Here is a 25,984-nt window from a genome sequence, read left to right as displayed (position 1 = left end):
AAACATCACGGAGATTTTATGGCTGAAAAAAAGATTTTTCCCTTTGTACAAATTGAGGGACAAGAAGATATAAAACTTGCAATAATTTTAAATTTGATATGTCCTTCAATTTCAGGTGTTCTTATAAGAGGAGAAAAGGGAACGGGTAAGTCTACAATTGTACGTGGAATAGGAGAACTGATGCAAAGACAGGGAGAAAATTTAAAAGTTGTGGAACTCCCTATAAATGCTACTGAAGACAGAGTCGCAGGCTCAATAGATATTGAAAAGGTTTTAAAAACGGGAGAAAAAGTTCTTCAAAAAGGAATCTTAGCCGAAGCTGACGGAAATATTTTGTATGCAGACGAGATAAATTTATTGGAGGATTATATAGTAGACCTCTTATTGGATGCAGCCGCTATGGGTGTAAACACAATAGAAAGAGACGGAATCTCATACAGTCACTCATCCAAATTTATCCTAATCGGAACCATGAATCCTGAAGAAGGAGAGCTAAGACCTCAGCTTTTGGATCGCTTTGGTTTATTGGTCGATGTAAAAAGCGAAAGGGACGGACTCTTAAGAAAAGAAATAATAAAAAAAAGACTGGTCTTTGAAAATAATCCTGAGGAATTTATAAACGGCTCTTATAATGAAGAAAAAAATTTAGTATCAAAAATAAAAGAAGCTCAAAAACGCTTTCCTCATATTAAGACAGAGGATGAAATTCTGGACTTGGTCGTAAGCCTTTCAACAAGTTTAAATGTAGACGGCCACAGAGGCGACTTAACCTTAGTTAGAGCAGCAAAGGCCTATGCAGCTTTTCAAGAAAAAGATGAGGTTACAAAGGACGATATAATCCGCCTCGCCCAAATGGTCTATTCTCATCGGCTTAGGAAAAAACCTTTTGAAGAAATAACCCCCTTAAACCGATCGGATATTGAGAACATCTTAAATGAAAAGCTTTGATTATCCTTTTAGCATCCTCGTAGGTCAAACAAAATTAGTAAGAGCCCTCCTTGTTCTTTCTGTCAGCGATAAAATAAACAGCTTGCTTATAGCCGGAGGAAAGGGCACGGGGAAAACTATGGCTGCACGAAGTATAAAAAATATCTCTGATATGGACATAGTTAATCTTCCCCTAAATATTACGGAAGATAATTTATTCGGAGGCTTGGATATAAAAAAAACTCTTGAGTCAGGTAAAATCGAATTTCAACAAGGAATTTTAGCTGAAGCCGAAAATAAAATTTTATACATCGATGAGATAAATCTTTTTCCGAATGAATATGTTAATACAATATTGGATGCAATAGAAACAGGCTTTCTACAAATAGAACGTGACGGATATTCCGATAAAAAAATAATAAGGTCTAAACTCATAGGAACAATGAATCCTGAAGAAGGATTTTTAAATAACTCGATTACCGATAAATTTTCAATTTATGCAGAAACAGATTCAAATCTAAATAAAGAAGAAAGACTGAAAATATTAAAAAAAAATTTAAGCCTTGATAAAGAAAATAAAATTTTAATTGAAGAGTTAAAAAAAGAAGATAAAATTTTATCGAATAAAATCCTGTCAGCAAAAAAACGGTTAAAGAATATAAAAGTTTCAGATTCTATAATTACAAGAGCTGAAGCTCTTAGTAAAGAAGCAAACTGCTTAGGTTATAGAGCGAGTATATATCTTATACATACCGCACAAGCTCTGGCAGCCATAGACAGCAACCAATATATTACAGATACAAACTTACAAGAAGCAGCTGAACTGGTTCTTAAACATAGAAAGAACACCATATCTGAAAAACAAAATAAGAATCAAATAAAACAAAACAAAGACAATAATGATAAAAAACATTCAGATAAAAATAAATCTAAAGCACAATCAGAACGGAGAGATAATATAAACATTGATTCCGAATCTGAAATTTCAAATAATAAAAACGATTACGATATAGATAAAGATAATACTGCCAACAATCAAAATACAATGAAACCTAAAAATCCAAATACGGAGCTTGCAGATAAAATTTTTAAAATTAAAAATCTTTTAAATCTTAATGAAGATAATGCTTTTAGAAAAGGTTTAGGTAAAAGAAATAAGACACGTACTAATGAATTAAGAGGAAAATCCTTCGGTTACACAAGATCAAATCACAATCTTCATAACCTCGCTCTTATACCCACAATAAAATCAGCAGCTTCTCATCAAATAAAACCTAAAGAAGGTATTATTAAAATAAACAAAGATGATTATAAATTCAAGAGAAGAAAGACCCGTATAGGAACTTCTATTATTTTCTTGGTAGATGCAAGCGGCTCTATGGGGGCTATGAAAAGGATGAAAGAAACAAAAAATGCCATCTTATCTTTATTAATGGATTCTTACCAAAAACATGATGAAGTTTCCATGATAACCTTTGCAGGAATAGGGGCTGAAATAGCATTACCCTTTACAAGAAGTGTATTGCTTGCAAAAAGAGAATTGCAGCTCATCCCGACAATAGGCAAAACACCCTTATCCATAGGCCTAAACAAAGCTTTGGAGTATTTTAAAATACACAGACTAAAAAATAAAGATATGATTCCACTGCTCTTTTTAATTACAGACGGAAGGGCTAATCACGGATCCGTTTTTTTTGATGAGCCAATTAAGGATGCTCTTTTTATTTCTAAAAAAATAAAATATGAAAATATTCACTCTGTTGTGATAGATACCGAATCAGGTTTTGTAAAATTGGCTATTGCCGAAGAGATTGCAAAAAATTTAAATGCAAAATACTACCAAATAGAAAATTTAAAACCTGAAATCATAACTGCGATTGTACATCAAAACACGGAATACTCCCTATCCCGTATTGATATTATGGAGGACAAACGATGAATTTAACAGGAATTTTTTATGGGGACTCCAGAGCTTTTGAATTCCAATCAGCCGTAAAACAAGTAAAAAATTCTGAGAAGATAAATTTAAATATTTTTTGCTTTGATGTTATGAAAGTAAACTCGAATAAACAAGCATTTCAAAAAATGTGCAATAAATTGAAAGAATCGGATGCGGTAATTATGCATTTTCACGGTTCATCTGCACATTTACAAAATCTCGAAACAGTAATCGGAATTATAAATGGCAAAAAAATTTTCTTTGATTGCTCAATTCCTGAAGAAATAAGCTCAATTATGCTGCACAGTTCTCTTACGCCTGAAGAATATATAAGATTGAAAAATTACTTTAAAGCAGGCGGCATTGATCAAATTATCGAATTTGTAAAATTATTTTCAAATATTACGGCAGGAACAAATTATATTTTACAACCGCCGAAACAAAGAAAGGCTATCGGTATCTACAAAGGCGGAAAACAACTTGATGAAGATGAAGAGCAAAAATTATTATCCGATATTTCCAATTCCAAAAAAAACATTATAGGTGTTGTTGCACACTATCCTTTTTTACTTAATCAAAACATGAGACATGTAGATGCAATTATTGAAGAGTTAAAAAATCAAGGAGCCGAAGCTATATGCATTATAGGAAGACTCGGCCCCCAAGATAATGACGGCATTATACAAGCCATGGAAAAATATTTTTACTTTAACGGCAAATTAATTATAGATGCAGTAATTTTAACAACAGGATATACCATATCTTCTTATTACCAAAATGAATTTAAAAATTTTATTCATTCTTGTTTTGAAAATTTTAATATTCCGGTATTTCAAGCCATCACAAGCTATCTTTCAAAAGAAGAATTTGAAAACTCTCCTTCCGGCTTGGACATAGCCTCTGTATCATTAAACATATACCAGCCTGAAATTGACGGACAAATTATTACCATTCCCATAGCTGCTTCCGAAGAAATAGAAAAAGACGGAATTACAGGGCGAGTTTTTGTACCTATAGCAGAAAGAGTAAAAACACTATGTGAACTTGTATGCCGATTTGCCCAATTAAAAAATAAAAAGCCCCAAGACAGACGGATTGCTATTATTTTGCACAACTACCCTCCGCGAAACGACCTGATAGGTTCAGCCCACGGATTGGATACGCCGAATTCTTTATGGAACATACTTGAGTTCTTAAAAGAAGAAAACTATAGCTTGGATTTTAATTTTAAGAGCGGGCAGGAAATAATAGATGAGTTAATCCGCAGGGGAACAAATGAATGGAAATGGGCTTCACCTAAAACAATTTGGAAATTTAAAGCTGATGCAGTGAGTTCTGAAACATATGAGACTTGGTATAATAATCTTCCCGAATTCAACCGCAGTGATTTAAAACAAAAATGGGGCAATCCCCCCGGCCTATCAATGCTTATGGATGAGCAGATTGTGATTCCGGGAATCATAAACGGAAATATTTATATCGGTCTTCAACCTGCTCGAAGTCCGGAGGACGCAATCGTAGAAACCTATCATGACACTCATAATCCGCCTCCTCATTCATACTTAGCCTTTTACAAATGGGTTGACAAAATTTTTAAAGCTGATGCCGTTATCCATGTGGGAACACACGGCACCTTGGAATGGCTTCCGGGAAAAGAGATTGCTCTATCAAAGGAAAGCTATCCCGACATAAATATCTATTCCATTCCGCATTTTTATATTTATCATCTAGGCATCTTAGGAGAAGGAATGCAGGCAAGAAGGCGGTCCCATGCTGCAATATTAAGTCACTTGATTCCAAGTTTTACCGATTCGGATACCTATGATTACCTTCAAGAAATAGAAGAAGCCTTAGAAAAATATGAACATATCAAACAATCTGCACCCTCACAACAAAATATTATAATTAAAAATATTTTCAAACTTGCAAATGAACATTCTATTTTAAAAGATTTAAAGATTGAATATGAGGATGCAATCAAAAATCCTGAACAAAGTCTTATTTTAATTCATAACTGGATTCACAAAATAAAAAATTCTGTAGTAAGGGATGGCCTTCACATATACGGGGAGATACCCGAAAAAAAACGCCTCTTGCAATTAGCAAGGGGGCTGTCTGTAATTGGCCAAGAAGATACGGAGGGCTTAGAGGATGCAATTATAATTTCTCTAGGGCATGAGCCTAAGGAGATCAGAAAAAATCTAATCGATGCCGAAAAAAATAATTTTAATGAATATAAAATCTTAGAAGAAGCAAATAGAATTGCAGAACAACTAATCAAAGAATTAAGTGAAGTAGAATTTAACGAATCATGCATCGATAGATTACCTTTTTTTAAAAATAATAAATCCGGCAATTACGAATTAAAGAAAACACTTAAATTTATCTGCAACGAGGTTTATCCCCGCCTCATAAAAACTGAAAATGAAAAAATATTCCTTCTTAAAGGTTTAAACGGAGAGTTTATTTTGCCAAGTCTTGGAGGAAACCCAAGCCGAGGGAACATCAAGCTTCTTCCCACAGGAAGAAATTTTTATTCAATCAACCCCGAAGAAATTCCGAGCAAAACTGCATACGAAACAGGAAAAAAATTAGCCGATATTCAATTAAAAGCATATTATAAAGAACATAAGGCCTACCCTAAAAATATAACTATAATTGTATACTCAACAAATACAATGAAAACCTATGGAGAGGACATAGGTGAAATATTTTTTCTAATGGGAGTCCGGCCTATCTACATAAAAAATACACAAACTGTATGCGGAGTAGAAGCAATTCCTCTCGAAGAATTGGGGAGACCGCGTATCGATGTTACAATGCGCATTTCAGGCCTTTTTAGAGACTCCTTTCCAAATTTAATTTTTTTAATGGATGAGGCAGTAAATGCTGTAGCCTTTTTAAATGAAGACAACGAAATGAATCCGATTAAAAAAAATATTCAAGAAACAATTAAAAAATTTATAGATGAAGGAATACCTGCAGACAAGGCAAGAGATAGGGCATCGGTGAGGGTTTTTAGTGCTCCTTCAGGAACTTATGGAGCAGGCATCGCAAATTTAATAGAGTCAAAAAAATGGCAAACATTTGAAGATCTCGCTGCGGCCTATATAACATGGAGCAGTCATGCATATTCAAAGAAATTTCATGGCGAAAAAGATACAAAAGTTTTTGAAAGTCTTTTAAGCAAAACCGATATGGCTATCAAAAACGAAGTAAGCCGCGAAATAGATCTCTTGGACTGTGATGATTTTTATAACTACCATGGAGGTTTGATAGCTGCCGTTACTGCCAAATCCGGTAAAAAGCCATATATTTCAGTAGGAAACACTGCAAATATGGAAATCCCTGAAACCATGACCTTAGACCAAGAGACTTCCCGTGTTATACGCTCCAGAATTCTTAATCCGAAATGGCTTGAGGGTTTAAAAGAACACGGTTATAAGGGAGCTCAGGAAATATCCAAGGTTATGGACAATATTTTCGGCTGGGATGCTTCGGCGGATAATATAGAAGACTGGATGTATGAAGATTTTGTAAAAACTTTTCTCTTTGATGAAAAAACATTAAACTGGATAAAATCAGTCAATAAAAATGCAGCCTACCAAATAAGCGAGCGTTTACTTGAAGCAAATCAGCGTAAGATGTGGGAGGCAAAACCTGAGAGCCTTGAAAAACTTAAAAGCATATTTCTTGATATGGAAGCGGACTTGGAATCTTATGAAGAATCAACATTATAAAAAAGCAGTGCTATAGACAAATTATTCGATTTTGAATATTATATAAAAAAATCTTGACAAAAAACAGAGTCCATTTAATTTATTTCAATGCAAATTGAAATATCTCATTCAGCCGCAAAGCGGAATACTCCGCCGCTTAAAACGGAGTAAAATTAAATTTCATAAGGGGATTATTATGAAAAAGCGAATTACCGTTTGGTTTGCCGCAATACTGATGCTTTCTCTTACATCGGCATGGGCAAAGGGAAGTCAAGAAACAACGAATGAAATAGGTCTTAAAAAAATAGGCCAATTAAAATTAAAGTATGCTAAATCTTTCTCTGTAGATTATTATGAACAGGGAGTAAAAAAGTATACTGACGTTGAAGGACGGGAAGTTTGGTTCGTTCCAAGAGGCAAAAAAATAAATGGAGCCGAAAACCTTAATATTATTGAAACTCCTGTCAAATCTTTAGTTATCTTATCGACAGTACATGCGACTCTTCTTCGTCCTATCGGAGAATTAGATAAAATTGCAGGAACAGCCGTAAAATCCGCCACATGGAAAATACCTGAAGTAAAAAAGGGAATGGATGACGGTAAAATAAAATTTGTCGGAAATAAAAATGCCTTAGACTATGAAATGCTTCATGCATTAAATGCGGATGCCGTTTTATTGACTTATGAAAATATGGCAAGAACACCCGGTATAATTTCCAAGTTTAATGAATTAGGACTTAAATGGATAGGGGTTGCAAATCACATGGAAAACGATCCCCGTGCCCGTCTTGAATGGGTAAAATTTGCCGCAGAAATAACCGGAAAAGAAAAAGAAGCCGATAAATACTATGAAAGAGAATTGGCAAAAATAAATGCAGTAGAAGAAATGAATAAAAAAGCTGTAAATAAACCCACCTTCGCTTCAGCTTTTATGTCAAAAGATATCTTTTATGTTAGAAATGCAGGTGATTACAATGTAAAGATGTTTGAAATGCTTGGAATCGAATATATTTTCAAAGATTTAAATCCTGAAAAAAACGGAAATACAAAGATGAATGCCGAAGAGTTCTACAAGGGAGCAGAAAAAGCAGACTTCTTATTCTATGACAGCGTAAATGGAAGTGCCATTAAAAGTAATGCAGATTTAATAACTTTTGCAGAATATTTAAAAGATCTCAAAGCTGTAAAAGAAAATAAAGTCTGGGGTGTTAAACCTAACTACTATCAAAGTGCCGATCACGTTGCAGATATGATTGAAGAATTAAATAAAATAATTCATTCAAAACCGGGAGAGTTGACCGAAACGGAATATTTCTACTTATTCAGTAACCCGCTTCCGGCAGAAAAAAAATAATACATGAATACCGAAAAGAAAAGGCGGATTATCATAGTTTTTATAATCCTGACAGTTTTATTTATAATTGCGGTATTAATAAATATTGTCTCGGGTTCGGTATCTTTTAGCTTAAAAGATATTTGGGATATCTGTATAGGAGAAAGGACTCCAAGCACTTTGGAATACAATGTCCTATTTAAAATACGTTTCCCGAGAATTCTTGCCGCTATTCTTTTCGGTATTGCCTTATCAATATCGGGATTTCTATTACAAACTTTTTTTAGAAACCCGATTGCAGGACCCTATGTATTAGGTATCTCGTCAGGAGCTCGTCTCTTCGTAGGATTTATAATTTTAACTAATTTTACCTTCAATATTAATTTTAACTCTTTGTTCCTGATTTTTTTTGCATCTGCTATAGGGAGTATTCTATCAATGCTTTTGGTCTTAACTTTTGCAAAACGGGTAAGAGATATTTCAATACTGATCGTTGTGGGAATTATGATAGGCTACATAGCTTCTGCAGGAACAAATTTTATGATAGCCTTTGCATCAGACTATAAAATTACAAATCTAACTATGTGGTCAATGGGCAGCTTTTCAGGTATCACATGGAAAATGATAAAAATTTCAAGCATAATTATTATTCCGGCTACGATAGGAGTTTTCTGCTTATCAAAACCCTTACAAGCCTATCTTCTGGGAGAAAACTATGCAAAGAGTATGGGCGTAAATGTTAAAAATTTTAGACTGATACTCATTTTTTTGTCAAGTATTCTTTCTGCTTGTGTTACAGGTTTTGCAGGCCCTATATCCTTTGTAGGTATTGCCGTTCCTCATTTAACGCGTCTTACAATTTCAACCTCACAACCTAAAATACTAATACCGGCAGTTACACTAATGGGTGCAAGTTTTTGTCTTTTAAGCGACTATTTTGCACGAACCTTATTTGCTCCTACAGAATTAAGCCTAAGCACAATTACATCAATTATAGGAGCTCCAATTGTCATTTGTCTGATGGTCGGCAAAAACAAAAAATATGGAACTATTTAACGTAAAAGAACTCAATGTCGGATATAATAACTCTATTATTCTAGGTAATATAGAAATAGAATTACAACATGGTCAAATACTTTGCCTTATGGGGCCTAACGGTTCAGGTAAGTCCACAATAATAAAAACAATTACTCAACATATTAAAAAATTAGGCGGAAAGATCTTTATAGGCGGAAAAGACATCGAGAAACTAAACAACATTGAACAAGCAAAAAAAATGAGCGTTGTCCTAACCGATAGAATAAACCCTCATCTTATGACTGCTGAAGAAATAGTTGCAACAGGCAGATATCCTCACACCAATAAATTTGGAACAATGACGGAAGCAGATCACTTGGCTGTTGATGATGCAATAAAAATCGTAGGAGGAGAGAGATTAAAGCACAAAGAATTTCTTTCGTTAAGCGACGGCGAAAAACAGCGGATAATGATTGCAAGGGCAATTTGCCAAGAGGCAGACTTAATGATTCTTGACGAACCTACATCTTTTTTAGATATCAGATATAAAATTGACCTCTTGGGAATATTGCGCACCTTAGCCAGAGATAGAAATAAGATCATCATTCTTTCCTTACACGAACTAGATTTAATACCTAAGATTGCAGATAAAATAGTTTTAATTTTGGACAAGGACAACTATCTTTACGGAACACCGGAAGAGATTATAAGCGATACTTCAATTTGTAAGGCTTTTGACATAAAAAAAGGTTCATACAATACCCTCTTAGGAAATATAGAGTTGGCACACCGTGATACCTCATCTAAAATTTTTATTATTGGGGGTGACGGCAAGGGGATTCCGGTATACCGCCTCCTTAATAAATATGAAATCACTTTTAACGCAGGTATTCTATTTGAAAATGATTTGGACACACCAATAGCAAAAGCTCTAAGCATAGAATCCCTTACGCAAATATCTTTTGAACCTATAAGCGATAAAATATTGAATGACGCAAAACTTTTGATTGAAAAATCCGATATAATTATAGACTGTGGTGCATCTTTTAGCGGTATCAATGGCAGAAATTTGAACTTAATAAGATACGCGGAAGAATTAAATAAAAAAATTCTATCCTTAAAAGAAAGAAAAGAATATAAAAACTACATCTACTGTAACAATTTTTACATGCTGTTAAAAATTCTTAAAGAATTTAATCTATGTAAATAAAAAAAGCGGTGCGGTTACAAAAATGCTCCATTTTAAAGAATGGTGTCATTATGTAGTACCGCACCGCTGACTAACACGAAAGAAGCCTACGGTTTAAAACTCATAAGCTCCGAAAGGCATTACAGGAATTTGCAGCCTTTATTTCGGTATTCCGAAATTTCCGCGATAATAGCATTGACGTCCATAACCATTTCCATCATGCTTACCTGCTCTTCATAGACCGCGGGGTCTATTTGGCTCTTAATTTCCGGTTCTGCCACGTGATAGCACAAGAGTCCCAACGAGACTCCAGCCAACGGACCTGCAAAAGTCGGGTCGCCTACTGTAACAGTTTCGCAGGCTAAACCTGAAGATTCGGCTTCTGCACCGCCCAAAAGAACGATTACGTTCTCAGGACCGTATTTTTCAGCTAAATCTTTGACTCGCTTTTGGTTTTCCAAGTCCATTGCTCCTGCGCTTGTTCAGACAAAGCATTCGGTTGCAGCGTATACAACCTCAGCACCTGCCGATTCTGCACAGAGCTTAATAGCCTCCCCGGGAACGCCGTCTCGGTCACCAATTATGATGACTTTTTTGGTTTTCAATTCAACCATAGCATCCTCCTAGGATAAAATTTATTAAGGCAGGATAACCCCGCCCACGGTCTATTAAACCGTATCTTCAAAAAGCCGTCAAAAAAGTTTATCACCTTTCTTCCGGCTTAAAAGATTAAAAACAATTAGATGTATTTTTTTACCATCTCTTCGATTTGATCGATGGTTAAGTCGCTTCCGGTAACGCTGTCTTTTCTCTCGCCGTCAACATAGATGAGCATTGTAGGAAGACCTAAAACCTGCTCCTTCATGGCAACGCGTCTTGCACCGTCAATATTGAATGAGCAAAACTTAGCCTTTCCTGCATGGCGTTCTGCCATTGCATGAACATCAGGCATTAATTGTTTACAAGGGACGCATCCGTCCGACCAAAAATCTACAAAGGTTACACCCTTTGACTGATGAACTTCTTGTTCAAAATTTTCTTTTGTCAATTCAATCATTTTTTTCTCCTATAAAAACTTTTTGCACAAAACTCGACAGATAAACAGTGAGGCCGAATTCCTGCCGAACTGTTTATCGTATCTCCTTATTTGTTCATAGCCATTTTGGCTTTGATATCGTCGATATAGTGTCCTGCCCAAATACCGGCAAGAGCACCGTCGGCGGCGGCTGTAACAACCTGGCGTGATTCTTTTTGGATAACGTCGCCTACGCCGTAAATGCCGGGTACATTTGTTTCCATTTTTCCGTTTGTGAGGATGTAGCCGTTTTCATCAAGGTCAACCAAACCCTGAATAAAGGTCGTCTGAGGATTGTGTCCGATAAATACGAATACACCTTCAGTATCGAATTTGGAGGTTTCTCCTGTCTTTGTATCCTTTAAGATAACGCTGTCTACAAGACCGTCACCGCAAACTTCTTCAACAACCGCATTCCATTTAAAGGCCATCTTGGGATTGGCAAAGGCCTTGTCCTGAATGGATTTTGCAGCTCTAAGCTCATCTCTTCGGTGAACGATAGTTACCTTGTCGGCAAATTTTGTGAGGTACATAGCTTCTTCAACAGCAGAGTCTCCGCCGCCGATAACTACGATTTCGCATTCTTCAAAGAAGGCGCCGTCACATGTTGCACAGTATGAAACGCCCTTGCCCCAGTGTTCTTTTTCACCCTTACAGCCGAGCTCTCTGGCACTTGCACCGGTTGCTACAACAACAGCCAAGCATTCATATTTTACGCCGTCGCTTCCGTGAACGATGCGTGTAGGTGAATTGGGAACAAGCTCGATTTTTTCGGCTCTTGCTCTTTTGAATTCTACACCGAATTTTTCGGCATGTTTTTGAAAGGCTTCGGTCAGAGCAGGTCCTGAAGATTCAGGGAAACCGGGATAGTTTTCGATTTCTTCAGTGATATAGCACTGTCCGCCTTGATTGGGTTTTTCTTCAAGAATAACCGTTTTTAACTTTGAACGGGCTGCATAAATTCCTGCGGCCATACCGCCGGGACCGCCACCAATTATAACCAAATCATATTTTTCTGACATAAAGTCCTCCTAAATATTTCCATATAAATATATCAGTTTTTATCATTTTAATCAAGATGTGTGATAAAGTATAGAAACTATTAAACAGTTTAAGAGGTATTTCACTTGAAAATACGTATTAAATGTTATATACTGCTTATCGGTTATAGAGAAGACCTTAAATCTTCTCAAAAAGGCACCCTGTATGAAAAAAAATCTTGTTTATCTCATTTTTATAATCTCTTTTTTCTCGACTCTTTACGCACAAAAAATCAGCGAAAAAAAAGATATAGCAATTTTTGCAACTTCCTATCCGGACAGATACATCTTTGATGAATTTGTTAATACAAATGAATTTATCGAAATGGTAGACGACTCTATTATGAACGTATTCTTCAATCTTGAAAGGTTTAATATAATAGGATTGGAATATAGGCTTGCTTCAAATGATGTAGGCACGTTTATCGGTTTTTTACAACAATCGATAGAAGCCGACACTCAATTGCCTGAATCCGTTTTAATGGGTTTGGAAGCCTTTACAAAAGATGACTGGGAAAAAACAATCAACTCTTACTATGTAGTAGTGCCTGTAATTACATATTATTCGATTCAAAAAGAACGGTACCACGATACATTTTGGGGAGAAATAGACGGATATAGGATAAACCTTACTTTAGAATTACACATATATTCTTCAAAAGAAGATTTAAAAGAAAAAATCGATATAAACGTAAATTTTATAGATAAAACTTATGAAAAGTCATGCAGTACCGCATTTAAAGCCTTATCCGATAAACTCGATCTTGAACTGCGCAAAATCAAAGAGTTTACAATAAAAACCGGAATAATTAAGGCTGAACACAATACCGTTCACTTCGAACTCGGAAAAAAAATGGGCATCAAGCTGGGAGATGAATATGTTATCCTAAGCGATGATGGAAAAGAATACGGCTTAATCGTCGTTACAAAAATTGAAAGCGACTTTTCAGCAGGATTAGTTCTTTATTCTAAGAATCCTTTAAATTTGGGAGACCAAATTAGAGAAATACCTCGCGGGCGCTTTGAATACAGGCCTTATGTTTTAGGCGAATTTGGATTTTTTAGAGATAACACAGGCACACAGGATAAGGCATTAAGCACAGGTATAAATGTTTCAGCCGCAAGAGGATTTTACCGTATCAGACCTTGTTTCGGTGCTGAACTTAACATTGAACCCCGCTTTCAAGAGTTGATGTCACAAGGAGTTCCTTTCAGCATTTTCGGGGGAGCTGAAATAGGAAATACATATTTTAAACGCTTACAAATCTTGCCTACAGTACAATTTTATTATACAATGATTATAACCGGTTCTAAAGATAATATACATATTCCTGTAGGAACAGGAATCAAAGCCTTTGTGCATACCAGTTATCTTGTAACAAAGAATTTTAAAATCGGAGGAGACATAGGTATAAAAATAGGAGCTTCTCTTTTTAAGGGAACAGGACTTATTTTGAGATTTACAGCCGGAGCAGGCGTCACAATTAAGTTATAAATTTTTTAGGAGAATTATAATGAAAAGAAAGTTAATTTTTTTGTTTTTATCTGCATTCATTCTTTTTTTGTCATGTGTAAGCTTTAAAGATGCTTTCGATACAAAAACACAAGAATATACAGCTCTTGGAGAAGACGCTTCTTTTTTGCGGGCTATAAACAAGGCAAAGATAGGCGCTATACAACAAGGCGTCATAAACATCATAGGTTTGGAAGCCGAAAGGGCAAATTATCAAAGAATTAATGAAGTATTATATGATACGGAATATCCCAACCGATATGTCGTAAACGAAAAAATGGAAGTTTTACAAAAATCCAAGAATGGAGAAATATATATAATCAAAATCAAAATCCCCGTAAAAATGAACGAAGTTGCGGCAGTTCTTTCGTCGATTGGAATGACCGGTAAAATTTCTTCAAAAAACGAAACAATGGACGATCTAGTCTTCGGCAGCGAGAATATCCCGCAGACAGAAACAAACTCTAAGCCCGCAGTCAAAGATGCCGACCTTATTTTAAAGGAAACTCAAGCTTCGGCAGAAGGTAAAAAAAATATTCAATTTTTGAATAATTATATAGAAAATATGACCTACATGGTATTCGATGCCGAAGAAGCAAATGCCGACAGGTTTTTACTCAAAGCCGCAGTTGAAAGTGCAAATGCCTTTCTTCTTAAACAAGGATATCGGGCTATCGATTCCAAAGAAGTTGAAAAACTAAAAAAAGACAACGCAGTTGTATATCAGGAAAGCAGCGATGAAGGAATGACGCCTATACAGCTTATAGCACAAAAATTAAATGCTGATGTATATATCGAAATAGATTCCGTCACAGAAGGCGGTTATGAAACAAACGGATACTACGGCTCTGCAAAAATAACCTTAAAGATATTTAATCCTTCTACGGGAGAATTACTCGGAGCAGTTCCTTACACTAGCCAAAAAACTTTCAGCCGCGTAAGCAGCTATGATGCTCAATCAAACGCAATTCAATCCGCGGTAAACAAGGCTTTGCCGATGGCAGTAGATCAGGCAAAAATTCTTTTAGCTAAGGCTTATTCACGAGGTATAAGATATGAGATTATTATAAACGATACACCGGACAGTAAAAGCATGGCCCGCTTTAGAAAGGCTTTAAGCGAAAATGTAAACGACATAAAAACCTTATACCGCTCTTCGGCACAAACAAAATACGCCGTTTCATTCTTTGGAACTATCGATGATCTTGAAGCCGTAATCTATGATACGGCAGAATCGGTTACCGGTTTTGAAAATATAAAATTAGTAATATTACGTGGAAAAACCCTGACATTTAAATCGGGCTTTTAAATCGGGTGTAAAATACATCTGATTTTAAAAATATATTTGCATTATTTTAGGAGGCAAGATATGAAAAAAGCAATTAAAATTATGATCCTTGCGGGTGCTGCAGCCCTTATTCTTTTAGGTTGTGCAAACAAATTAAAACCGCTTGGAACCGTTTCCAGTAAAGTAAAAAAACCGGAACTTCTAGACCACAAAAACCTTAAATGGGATAAACCTATCCCCGGCTGGGTAGCAGAAGAACCCAATGTTATCGAAAAAACTGATGACTATAAGGGCAAAGATGTTTATCTATTTAAGTTTGAATCACCAAGGTCAAAGAGTTTGGAAGGTGCGGAATTATGGACAAGAGATTTTTCGGTTCCTTCAGAAATGGCTAGAATGGTTAAGGTAAGAGTTGAAAGCAAGGCAGCAGCTGCGGCCGCAGGCGACAAAGACAGAATAGAAGGCTATCTTGAAGACATAGTCAAAACCGTCACTTCTACAAAACTCTCAGGATTTAAACTTGAAACCAATTACTGGGTTCAGATGAGATATTTTGATGCAGACGGAAATCCTACAGGCGATGACTACACCTACATAGTTTTATACAGCATATCCAAAAAAACTTTGGATAAACTCATACAAAATGCCATCAGCGGCGCAGACGAAGACAAACCGAAAACAGAAGAAGAAAAGGTTGTCAGAGAAAGAGTAAAAGAAGCTCTTTCAGAAGGCATATAATTCTTTATTAAAAATGCGGAAGAAAGAAAAACTTTATTTTCTTTCTTCCGCATTCCGTTTTATTAGTTTAGAAAAAACATATGCAAAAAAAAATATACACGATAATATTTTTAATTATTTCAGCCTTAATTTTATTCTCTTGTACAAGTTATAAAAGCGAATACGAGAAAGAGATGCCTGATTGGATCGAAAAAGTTCCGGCGAGCAGTGGAAGTTATGAGTATTTTACAGCATCAGGAACAAATAAAAATTTTACTCTTGCAGAAACAGATGCAAAAAACAATCTTATAAACGAAATTATACGATATTTGGGCGTATCGATAAAAGCTGAAACAACAACTACAGCTTTAGGAACAATCGAAAATTTTGAAAGAATATTAAAATCCGAAATTACCCAGTCTTCATCAGCAAATATAAAAAATCTTAAAATCAAAAACCGCTATATCGAAAAAAAGAACGATAGTGTAACCGTATATCTTTTGGCAGAATATGACAAAAATGAACTTCGCAAAGAAAGAAACCGTTTATTAAAAATTGCAGAAGAAAAAATTTTATCTATAAGTGAACCGGAAAAAAAAGCCGACGATTTTTTTTCCAAAAAAAAATATTACTCTGCTGCCGTTTATTATTGCAAAACAGCTGCAGCAGCTTTAAATTCCGGAATAGAAAACTACGATATAAAATTTAAACAAAATATTGAAAAAGCAAAGGATAGTTTAAAAAAGATTAAACCGTACATCGAAAAAGAGAGTCTTGAAAATCCTTTAAACGAATTTTTCATTCCTGTTAATATAGGCGCATTTGAAGAAAATGTTCCATTACTGATAAGTTATAAAACAAAAATAAAAAATAATACTTCTATTGTAATTGAAGGCATTGAAACAGACAAAGACGGAAAAGCACATTTTATCTTACATGATGAAAATATTGATTCTTCAAGCCGCCTCAGAATCGAATTGGATATTTCCGAAATCAAACATATATTCAAATCAAAAGATTTTCCCGCATATCAAAAAACTGTTAAGGAGTTTCAGCAAATAGTTTTTAAACAAATAATAAATCTTGAATTAAAAAAAACACAAAATAAAGAAAAAAAACAAAAAGAAAAGAAATCATCTGTTGCAATTTTTATAGAACATGAAGGGCAGCCGATATCCGATGTCGAAGAAAAACTTACCGATATTTTGCAGAAAATGGATTTTAAAACTTTGCCGGTAAACTCACAAAATTTATCGGCTCCTTTTCTCATCCATGCAAAAATACAATTTGACGAAGTTACCGATGCAGCAGGCGGATTTTTAGTAAAACTTAAAGCCTTTATAGAAATCAAAAATCCCGGCACGGATGAAATTCTTTACAAAAAAATTATAACAAAAAGAGGAGCCGGTTTTAGTGAAAAAGAAGCTCACAGATCGGCCTCGGTTACTGTTGCAAAAACAATAGCGTCAGCTTTTGTCGAACTTTCAGAATAACCTGATGACAAAAGATTTTATTTATTGTATACTTGGTATACGTAAATTTTTATGCTGGAGAGAAAAAATTGAAAAGTCCTGTTTGGCTTTTTATGGGGCCTGAAATCGGCGAAAGAAATGCGGCAGTTGATACTGTCGTAAAAACTATTTCAAAGCAATACGGAGATATTGAAACACATACGGCTTATGCAGGAGACACAGGCATGGGCGATATAATTTCTCTATTACAAAATGCATCCCTTTTTTCGTCGGCAAAACTTATCATATTAAAATCTGCAGAACTTATCAAGAAAAAAGAAGACATAGACTTACTTACAGACTGGATTCAAAGTGTTTCAAAGAAAGACGGCATAAGCGATTCTTTTTTGATTTTAATTTCGGATGAAACTTCAGTCGCAAAAAAAATAAGTGACTCCGTTTTAAAAACACAACAAAAAATATTTTGGGAACTTTTTGAAAATAAAAAACAGGAATGGGTAAGAGGATTTTTATTTAGGGAAGGCATTGAAATAGAAGATGAAGCCGTAGACGAACTTTTGGAATTGGTCGAAAATAATACCGATGCTTTAAAAACAGCTTGTTCCCATTTAGCTCTATACTTTCAAAAGGGAGCCCATATTTCACAAGAAGACATCGAAAAACTTTTTGCTCACAATAAAGAAGAAACACCTTTCAGTCTTTTTAATGCTCTTACATTAAAAGATCTTGAAGCAGCTTTATCTATCAGTCAAAAAATAATACTTTCTAAAAATTCTTCTCCCATACAAATTATTGCAGGTTTAAGTTATTGTTTTAGACGATTACAGGACTGGCATAAAATACATAGGGAAAACGAATATTTGGATGATTTTAGTTTAAAACGTTTCGGCTTTTCGGGAAAGACAGCATTATCCCAATACAGAAGAGCCGCAAAACTTTGGAACGAAGTTCAGTGCGTAAAAATAATAGCTCTTTTGTCCGAAACTGATTTGGACTTACGCTCTTTAGGAACAAGCCTTCAAAATATAGTTATGGAAATGTGCCTGTACGAAATAGTTTGCAAATCAGGAAATAAAAGTGAACAGTATAATCCTAATTATATTTAAGACCCGATTTATGTAAGATTATACAAATTATCTTCAAGTAAATTAAAAAAACAAGAAAGATGAAACTCGGAAGAAAATTCTTCCGGGGTAAAGATTTGCCTTGCTTTTTGCATAATTACCGGAACATCTGCCTGCGAAAGCGGAAGGTCTCTTCCCAAAAGCAGGTTATCGAATTCTTTATTCCGTATAAGTTTATCTGAAGCAAAAAACAGCCTCATATCAGACAATATATTTTTTTGAACAAGAATTAAAAATAAAAAAGACGCCGTATCGCTGCCGATATATCCCGTAGAACCTAATCTGGTATAAAAACTTTTAGTCCATGTCTCATTCGGAATTCTAATACGGCTGATAATATATTGCTCTTCTCTTTTTTCTGCATAAGTCTTGTCGATATATTTTGCAAAGGGAACCCACTCAATATCTTCTGCTGTTCTGATTTCAAGTTTTGCATCAAGAGCAAGCATAGGTAAAAAAGTTCCGGCAAGAGGATTTGCAGTTGCAATATTGCCGCCGATAGTTGCAAGAGAACGGATAGCATTGTTTGCTATTTTTTCGATAGAATAGTACAAAGAAGGCGGAATATTCTTTTTACCCAAATCCAAAATTTCATTTAATGTAACGGCAGCACCGAATTCAAAGTAACGTTCGGTTTTTGAAATAACTTTTAATTCGGGTAAAAAATTCAAATCCAATACATGGGCAGGTAAATCAATTATTTCATCGGTTTGATAATTTAAAAAGCCCGTTGCACCGGCAATAGGTGTTATATTTGAAATGTTCTTTAAGATAGCCTGCATTTCCTGCATATGGCGCACCCTGTACACAATACTATTCTTTGTTAATTCGGTCATAAGTTCTATTTTCTCCGTTGATTTTTAGCTATTTTTTCGATAGCCGAAAATAAATCTTCAAAACTTGTACATCGGCACATAGTGCTCGAATAATATTTTCTTATAATGCTTTCTGCATCGGCAGCATCAATATCGATATTTGAATTCAAAATTGCATATGTAAAAAATATTTTTCCTGCATCACAAAATCCGCACATTTCAACACCGGCCTGATCAAAACCAGTTGAAATTATTTTATAGTCTTCAGTTGTTTTAAAATATTCCAAAGTTATTATATTTTTTCCTTCAACTTTAAAAACAGGAATAAAACACGCAGGAACGGGTTTATCGTTCATCAAAACGGTACAAGAGCCGCACTGCCCGCTTAAACATGAACTTTTTAAACTTAAAAGATTAAACTCTCTCCTTAATACGGACAAAAGGCGTTCATTTGCAGGAGCTTCAATTTGAACTGCCGTTTTATTTAAATTAAAACTAATCTTCATCTACGACCTCACTCTTTGTAACGGCATTAAAAATATCTTCCGTGAATACAGGCAAAAAGTCTATCCTCTTATGATTCAGCATAATCTGATTTAACGCAGAAATATAGGCCGCCGGAACCAATCCTTCAGCCAACTCTCCCAAGCCTCGGGTTTTTAATTCGCTGTCCAAAATAAAATCTCTTATCGGAGGTATTTCGCCGGTTTTGATTATTTTATAATTGGAAGGAAGAAGATTTTTTTCTCTAATCTCTTCTATAGAAATATTTGAAACTGCATTTGCAATACTCTTATGAATATTTCTGTGTACCATTTTTTTAGAATATATTTTTCCGGGATCGCAGGCAAACCAAATACCTCTTATATCAATTTGATAAGTACTCGGATCAAGTTCTAACTCAATAACACAAGCACCGGGAGTTTCGGAAATAAAGGGATGACCTGTTAAGGTTTCGTTATCCCAATCTTTTGAGCGGGAAAGTTTATAAGTTCGGCTTACCGTAATCGGAAGGGGTTTTCTAAAACGTTGATTTTTTACTCCCGTACAACATTTTGCAATTAAATCGGGTAAAATACTAATTCCGCAAGAAGCTGTTGCAGCACCTGCAGCATTCATTTCATCCGTTGAGGTTCCGAAAAAAATAATTTGATTTTCTTCAACCTCAAGTTCTTTTGCAATTTGTTTTTTTAAAATACGTTTTAAACCTTCGGAAGTAGGTTCAACTTTTACCAATACCTTATCATCCTTTGTTAACGTTATTTCTGCACTATAATTCATCCCTGATTTTACAAGAATATTCAGTCCGTTATATTGGCAGCCTACCGCAATTCCAATTCCGCGCCAGTTTCCGTCATAGCGGTTTTTTCTTCCTTTATTCATCAATCTATAAGCATAAAATTTTCTATAAAAATCACTGGTATTGCAAACCGCTTTTAATATATTTTCAAAAATAAAATTTTCTTCTTTTTTTATTCCTGTAATTGTTTTTTGCCCAAGTTTTAAATTATTTTGAAGTCTAAACTGAATCGGACATAAGTCTAACTGTTCTACAATTTCGTTTATATGTTTTTCTAAAGCAGAAGTTACATAAGAATCTCCCCATCCGGAAAACAAACCCGTTAATCCGCGTTCGGTTTTTATTGCAACTGCACTAATCATATAAACCGGAAGATGATAAATACCTGCTGCAGTTACAACCATCTGTTTAAGCATTTGAGTTATAAAAGGATTAAAAGAACCTGCATCTACAATTATTGAAACATCCATTGCAATAATTTTTCCCGTTTCGGAAACTGCAGTCTTATGTTGAATCAAAACAATCGGTGTTTTTGGCGTATATAAAAAATCTTCTTGCCGTGAAAATTCTATCACTATATTTTTTTTGGTCAAAAACGATGCTGCAGCAGCTTGAGCAGCAAGTAAAGACGGAAACCAAATTCTTCCATCAAGCGATTCTGCTTCTGCATGAGATACGACATTTATTTTTTCTTTCGATACATTCAGCACCTCACAAACCGAATTCAATACCTGATAGGGCCATTGAGTTGCAAGATGAATTTCAAGCCGATCATCAGCCCAGTTTGTTTTAACGCAAGCTGTTTCAGCATGATAATGATATCTTTGTTTAAAAGAAAAAGTAGAGTACACCACCTGTGAGTTTTTTTCAAAAACTTCTTCAGCATTTCCTGAACCTAAACTTTCTCTGGAAATTATGGGATAATCAAAATAATTTTTTTCTTCTTCTTCAAAAGTAAATTGAGCTTTAGGACGCGAAAGGCCTTGAGTTTTTATTTTAAAAAAAGCCGAAAGTTCTAAAAGCTTTTTTTTATCGGGCCCCGTCAAAATACCCACAGCCTGACCTGCGTATTCAATTTTTTCGTCTGCAAATACAGGTATTTCGGTTTTTAAAAAACGTACCGAATTTTTTCCTGCAATATCCTTCGCAGAAAAAAATAAAAAACCTTCGGGAAGTTCCGGAACTTCTATATCGATAATTTTAGCATCTACATCGGAAGCTCTGATAAGACGAGCCCATTCCTGATTTTCAAATTCCAAATCTGAAACAAAAGTTTTATCCATAAATTAGCGCCTATTCAATTTTGCAAGTTTAATCACGGTCTCAATAACATAATCGCTATCATCTTCACTCATTGAAGGATATAACGGTAAACTTAAACTTTGCAAATATTTTTTATTCGACTCCGGAAAATCGGAACTATTTAAACCGTATCTTTCTTTAATGTATGTCATCTCAAAATGAGGAATAAAGTGCATCGAAATTCCCAACCCGTTTTCCTGCAAAGCAGAAACAAATTCATCTCTTCCTATTTTTAAAGATTCAAGATTTAACCGCAAAATATAAAGATGCCAAGCATTCCCCTGTCCATCGGGCGGAAGAATAAAAGAATCATTTCCGGCAAATGCAGCATTATATTTTTCGGTGATTTTTTTACGTTGTTCAAAAAAACTCTGAGCTTTTTTAAGCTGAACTCTTCCTATTGCAGAAAGAATATCGGGCAAATTGCACTTCCAGCCTTCGGCTGTAACATCATATTTCCATGAAGCCTTTGTGTCGGTATACCTGTCCCAGATAGTGCGGTTTATACCGTGAGAACGCATAAGTTTTATACGCTCTGCAATTTTTTCATCATTGGTGCAAATTATTCCGCCTTCGCCTGTTGTAATTGTCTTTGTCGCATAAAAAGAAAAAACACCGCAGGTGCCGAGAGTACCGGCATAACCGGCTTCGGTCTTTGAAGGAAAAGCATGAGCTGCATCTTCAATGACCGCAACGGAATATTTGTTTGCAAGTTCATTTATAGCCCTCATATTGCAGACATTCCCCGCAATATGAATAGGAACAATAGCCTTAACACTCTTATCTTTTTTTAGTATATCTTCGATTTTTTCAGGGTCTATATTGTAAGATTTTTTTTCGATGTCGGCATAAACCACATCTCCTCCCAAATGTAAGGCTGAAGTTGCAGTCGAAATAAAGGTGTAAGGACTTGTAAGTATTTTGCTCCCTTTTTTTATACCGCAGGCATCCATTGCAAGCATAAGTCCGCTTGAAGCGGAATTTACGGCAAGAGCATATTTACTTCCTGTAAAAGCAGCAAACTCTTTTTCAAAATCAAGTGTTTCCTTTCCTGTAGTAAGCCATCCGGAATGCATTACCCTCATCAAAGCTTTTTCTTCTGCTTCAGAAAAAGAAGGAGTAAAAAAAGGAATTATTTTTTTAGCCGGAGCATCTTTCATAAATCTTAGTCCTTTGCCGCATAAAATCAACAGCAAAGTATACTAAAATTTTAAGAATTATGCAATAAGACACCTTTTTTCGCAGTTAAGCTTGACCCCGGAAAATAAACCGCAGGTTTGTCTTAATGATAATCCATACCGCTATATTAGGGGAGATGAAACTTTTGCTCCATCAAAAGTTTCATCTCCCCCTAATTTTTTTATTTCTTCCAAGCAGGTTCCAAGGGCACTTTTACCGGGGATATTATAGATATCCGGAGTATTGCCGAATTCATCGGCACAACGGCCGTCATCAGTTAAACCATATAGAGGATCAAACTTTATCAATAAACCGCTGTTGGGAAGAACAGTGTACGCAGGCAAATTGGCGTTTGTTCCGGCTCCGCCCGTATTAGTTCCAACCACAGTAGCAAAACCTGTTGCTTTGCACACATAAGCAAATCTATCCGCTTCAGAATATACACCGCTATCAACAAGAAGCCAAAATTTTTTATCTTCACAGGGTTCATACCCCATAATTGGGCGAGAAGAAATTACATTTTTTAATTTATAAGCTTTATCATTTTTTATAGTGATGCTGTTTTTTATATTAGGAACTTCGTATTTTTCAATCTTTTCTATTCCCATATAATTTATATCCAAATAAGTATCCGTATATTTATTTTCGCTATAAAGGCCGTAAGAAACTATATTCATATCCTTTTTTATATGCGGAGATATTATCGCTTCATAATTTTCTGAACGGCCGCCTCCATTATTTCGTATATCTATTATTATATGTTTATAGTTTGCCGTTTCAATAAAAAAATCTTCTAAAGTTTTTAGATACGTTTGTTGTTCTTCTACTCCCGTTGTAAAAAAAGATTTGATTTCTATATATGCAATACGGCCGGTCTCGATAATCTGTATAAACGGCTTTGAATATGTACGTGTTCCTATTAACGGAGCAATCCTATCACTAGAGGTTCTCGCATACACCATATAGTCTTTATCACTAATAGCATCTGCCTGATATATATGATAATAAAAGTTATCTATCAAAGTCTCTTTCTTAATTAATGGATTTTGAGCTGAATCATTTTTAAGTATTGTTTTATAATTAAAATAATAATTGAAGTAATAATCAAAATAATCGGAAGGATAAAGATGCCCCAGATATTTATTTCCCGTAATTTTTCTGCACAAATCTTTATAAAAAAAATAATAAGAATATTGCATCATGGGATCAGATAAGTATTTATATCCTTCTTGCCGTATTTGCTCCAAATCTGCACCTTTGCGTTCACATACTTCAGTAAAAGGATAGCCGTTATAAATAAAATCCCAGAAATATTCATAATCAGCCTTCATTTTTTCTTCAGAAATAAAACCAAATACAGTGTCATTTTTCTTTGATACAATAAGAGCTGTTATAACAAACACCAAAACAAGAACAGATACTACAGTTCGGAATATTAATTTTTTCATAATATTTATTTTACCTCCTTTACCGAATTCTATTTTAATTATATCACAACTCTGCAATAAATCAAGGGCTTTATAAAAATAAACCGCAAGGAACGCAAAGACCGCAAAGACTAATTAAAATATTGCTTATAAAAGCTACCTTAAAATTCCTTTGCGCCCTTCGCGAAGTTGAGCATAAGCTCAATGCTTTGCGGTTAAATTAAACAGATAAAAACTAGTTTTTTTGCTCTAAGTTTTTTATAGTTTCCAAACAAGTCTCTAAAGCATCTTTACCGGGGAGATTATAAATATCAGGGGCTGTGCCTGTTTCATCATGACAAGAACCATCCGGGTTGAGTCCGTAAGTCATGTCGCTTTGTATCAGCATATGGCTTTCAGGAAGTTTTAAATATAATCTCATTGAAGGAAATCCATTAAGGCCTTGTCCTCCAGTATTTTCACCTACAACTGTTGCAAATTCTTTAAATATTCCTGTACTCATAAGTTTAGAATAATATGCAAAATGTGAAGCAGCAGATATTGTATCTCGATCAATCAACAACCATATCTTTCCGGTAAAAAAAACTTTATGTTCCGATAATTTTATTCTATGAACATATTCAACGATAGAATCAAAATCATTTTTATCTTTTTCATTGATTATATGAAATTTTACTTCACTATACTCGCCCAATATAGATTTTTCTAATTTAAATTTTAATCTACTATTTAATATTTTTATAAATTTATTTGTACTATTAAATACAGCGGTACTATAATATACTAATTGTCTCTTGACAATTGGAGCAACAATAAAATTTTGCCAGATTTCAGAATATCCGCCATTATTTCCACGTAGATCAATAATTAAATGCTCAAAAGTCTCAAATGATTTTAATATTTTAACAAGTCTTTCGGTATATTTATCTACACCATAAGGGAAAAAGCTTTTTATATTTATATACCCGATTTTATTTTTTACTATAATCCTGCTTGCTATCATATCGAAATCCGCTTCTACAAAACTTCGTTTATCCGTATCAATATCCAAATTATATTTCTCCGCCAACTCTTTTATATTTTGATTATCAAGCGATTTAAACATAATATCTATTACATGTGAATAAAATTTATTTACTTGTTCATCATTATCATAAACTTTTGTATATTGAACTTTGTTAGTATAAGGCTTCAACAAATTGATATTATATACCGATAAATGCCCTATTTCTTTTTTAGATGTTATTTTATTAAATAGACTTGAATAAAATAAATAATATTCAAACTCATTTTTAGGCTCATGCAGACGATTTGCATACTCTTCCTTGATAGCTTTTAAATCTGCTCCTGCTCTGATACATACATTTTTAAAAGGATAACCGTTTTCAATAAAATCCCAAACATAATAAAAATCATTTTGCATCTTTTGTTTGGACATAAAAGTATCTTTGTATAAAGCATAGTCCTTTTGATAAGGAAGATATACAAAGACAATGTAAGCTGCAATTCCAACAAAAAATAAAATAGTGATAAGTGTAAACAATGTTTTTTTATTCATGTAAAATTTCTCAACATTCAAAACAGCCCTATAAAATCTTATAGGGCTGA

The 25,984-nt window shown here is 34.6% G+C and carries 20 protein-coding genes; 11 read left to right on the top strand and 9 right to left on the bottom strand.

The genetic code is table 11. From position 1 onward, the window contains the following. Positions 1 to 18 precede the first annotated feature (18 nt). The 6 genes from E4O01_RS00660 (at position 19) to E4O01_RS00635 (ending at position 10,145) form a co-directional block, all read left to right on the top strand. A complete protein-coding gene (locus E4O01_RS00660; RefSeq protein ID WP_253693206.1) occupies positions 19 to 948 on the top strand; it encodes a magnesium chelatase ATPase subunit I in 930 nt (309 codons plus the stop codon). Continuing rightward, positions 935 to 2,866, top strand: coding sequence for a magnesium chelatase subunit D family protein (locus tag E4O01_RS00655; RefSeq protein ID WP_253693204.1), 1,932 nt, complete (start codon positions 935 to 937; stop codon positions 2,864 to 2,866). The genes E4O01_RS00660 and E4O01_RS00655 overlap by 14 nt, the downstream gene beginning before the upstream one ends. Then, positions 2,863 to 6,606, top strand: a complete 3,744-nt coding sequence (cobN, locus tag E4O01_RS00650; RefSeq protein ID WP_253719304.1) for a cobaltochelatase subunit CobN — start codon at positions 2,863 to 2,865, stop codon at positions 6,604 to 6,606. Before E4O01_RS00655 ends, cobN begins: the two co-directional genes overlap by 4 nt. A gap of 175 nt (positions 6,607 to 6,781) precedes the next feature. Continuing rightward, the gene (locus E4O01_RS00645) at positions 6,782 to 7,939 is read left to right on the top strand and encodes an ABC transporter substrate-binding protein (protein WP_253693202.1); all 1,158 of its coding nucleotides are present in this window, start codon (positions 6,782 to 6,784) and stop codon (positions 7,937 to 7,939) included. Between the two features lie 3 nt (positions 7,940 to 7,942). Continuing rightward, positions 7,943 to 8,974, top strand: coding sequence for a FecCD family ABC transporter permease (locus E4O01_RS00640; RefSeq protein WP_253693200.1), 1,032 nt, complete (start codon positions 7,943 to 7,945; stop codon positions 8,972 to 8,974). Continuing rightward, positions 8,961 to 10,145 (top strand): ABC transporter ATP-binding protein, encoded by a 1,185-nt coding sequence (locus E4O01_RS00635; protein ID WP_253693198.1) that lies wholly within the window; start codon positions 8,961 to 8,963, stop codon positions 10,143 to 10,145. Before E4O01_RS00640 ends, E4O01_RS00635 begins: the two co-directional genes overlap by 14 nt. A 119-nt stretch (positions 10,146 to 10,264) precedes the next feature. Here E4O01_RS00635 and grdA read toward each other — a convergent pair whose 3' ends face one another. The 3 genes from grdA to trxB form a co-directional block, all read right to left on the bottom strand. Next, positions 10,265 to 10,738, bottom strand: a complete 474-nt coding sequence (grdA, locus tag E4O01_RS00630; RefSeq protein ID WP_253693196.1) for a glycine/sarcosine/betaine reductase complex selenoprotein A — start codon at positions 10,736 to 10,738, stop codon at positions 10,265 to 10,267. Positions 10,739 to 10,863: 125 nt separating this feature from the next. Then, positions 10,864 to 11,181 (bottom strand): thioredoxin TrxA, encoded by a 318-nt coding sequence (locus E4O01_RS00625; RefSeq protein ID WP_253677344.1) that lies wholly within the window; start codon positions 11,179 to 11,181, stop codon positions 10,864 to 10,866. A gap of 86 nt (positions 11,182 to 11,267) precedes the next feature. Beyond that, the gene (trxB, locus tag E4O01_RS00620; RefSeq protein WP_253693194.1) at positions 11,268 to 12,221 is read right to left on the bottom strand and encodes a thioredoxin-disulfide reductase; all 954 of its coding nucleotides are present in this window, start codon (positions 12,219 to 12,221) and stop codon (positions 11,268 to 11,270) included. A gap of 184 nt (positions 12,222 to 12,405) precedes the next feature. Between trxB and E4O01_RS00615 the strand changes: the two genes are divergently transcribed. The 5 genes from E4O01_RS00615 to holA all read left to right on the top strand — a co-directional run bounded on the left by E4O01_RS00615 (position 12,406) and on the right by holA (position 18,335). Continuing rightward, a complete protein-coding gene (locus E4O01_RS00615; RefSeq protein ID WP_253693192.1) occupies positions 12,406 to 13,734 on the top strand; it encodes a hypothetical protein in 1,329 nt (442 codons plus the stop codon). A gap of 19 nt (positions 13,735 to 13,753) precedes the next feature. After that, positions 13,754 to 15,061, top strand: a complete 1,308-nt coding sequence (locus tag E4O01_RS00610; protein ID WP_253693190.1) for a hypothetical protein — start codon at positions 13,754 to 13,756, stop codon at positions 15,059 to 15,061. 60 nt (positions 15,062 to 15,121) lie between these two features. Next, positions 15,122 to 15,778, top strand: coding sequence for a hypothetical protein (locus E4O01_RS00605; RefSeq protein WP_253693188.1), 657 nt, complete (start codon positions 15,122 to 15,124; stop codon positions 15,776 to 15,778). Between the two features lie 80 nt (positions 15,779 to 15,858). Continuing rightward, positions 15,859 to 17,250 (top strand): hypothetical protein, encoded by a 1,392-nt coding sequence (locus E4O01_RS00600; protein ID WP_253693186.1) that lies wholly within the window; start codon positions 15,859 to 15,861, stop codon positions 17,248 to 17,250. 68 nt (positions 17,251 to 17,318) lie between these two features. Further along, on the top strand, positions 17,319 to 18,335 hold the full coding sequence (gene holA, locus E4O01_RS00595) for a DNA polymerase III subunit delta (protein WP_253693184.1): 1,017 nt from the start codon (positions 17,319 to 17,321) through the stop codon (positions 18,333 to 18,335). 8 nt (positions 18,336 to 18,343) lie between these two features. Here holA and E4O01_RS00590 read toward each other — a convergent pair whose 3' ends face one another. The 6 genes from E4O01_RS00590 to E4O01_RS00565 form a co-directional block, all read right to left on the bottom strand. Then, a complete protein-coding gene (locus tag E4O01_RS00590; RefSeq protein ID WP_253693182.1) occupies positions 18,344 to 19,189 on the bottom strand; it encodes an FAD binding domain-containing protein in 846 nt (281 codons plus the stop codon). 5 nt (positions 19,190 to 19,194) lie between these two features. After that, a complete protein-coding gene (locus E4O01_RS00585) occupies positions 19,195 to 19,674 on the bottom strand; it encodes a (2Fe-2S)-binding protein (protein ID WP_253693180.1) in 480 nt (159 codons plus the stop codon). Continuing rightward, complete coding sequence (locus tag E4O01_RS00580; protein ID WP_253693178.1) at positions 19,664 to 21,751, bottom strand: xanthine dehydrogenase family protein molybdopterin-binding subunit; 2,088 nt, start codon at positions 21,749 to 21,751, stop codon at positions 19,664 to 19,666. The genes E4O01_RS00585 and E4O01_RS00580 overlap by 11 nt, the downstream gene beginning before the upstream one ends. 3 nt (positions 21,752 to 21,754) lie before the next feature. Continuing rightward, positions 21,755 to 22,930: a DegT/DnrJ/EryC1/StrS family aminotransferase gene (locus E4O01_RS00575; protein ID WP_253693177.1), complete on the bottom strand. Its 1,176-nt coding sequence runs from the start codon at positions 22,928 to 22,930 to the stop codon at positions 21,755 to 21,757. A gap of 141 nt (positions 22,931 to 23,071) precedes the next feature. Further along, the gene (locus E4O01_RS00570) at positions 23,072 to 24,397 is read right to left on the bottom strand and encodes a S41 family peptidase (protein WP_253693175.1); all 1,326 of its coding nucleotides are present in this window, start codon (positions 24,395 to 24,397) and stop codon (positions 23,072 to 23,074) included. A 214-nt stretch (positions 24,398 to 24,611) separates the two neighbouring features. Continuing rightward, entirely contained in the window at positions 24,612 to 25,934 is a 1,323-nt protein-coding gene (locus E4O01_RS00565; protein ID WP_253693173.1) for a S41 family peptidase, read from the bottom strand. Positions 25,935 to 25,984: the final 50 nt, after the last annotated feature.

It is taken from the genome of Treponema sp. OMZ 790 (assembly GCF_024181285.1).
GTDB lineage: Bacteria > Spirochaetota > Spirochaetia > Treponematales > Treponemataceae > Treponema_B.
This window is presented reverse-complemented; position numbering and strand designations above follow the sequence as displayed.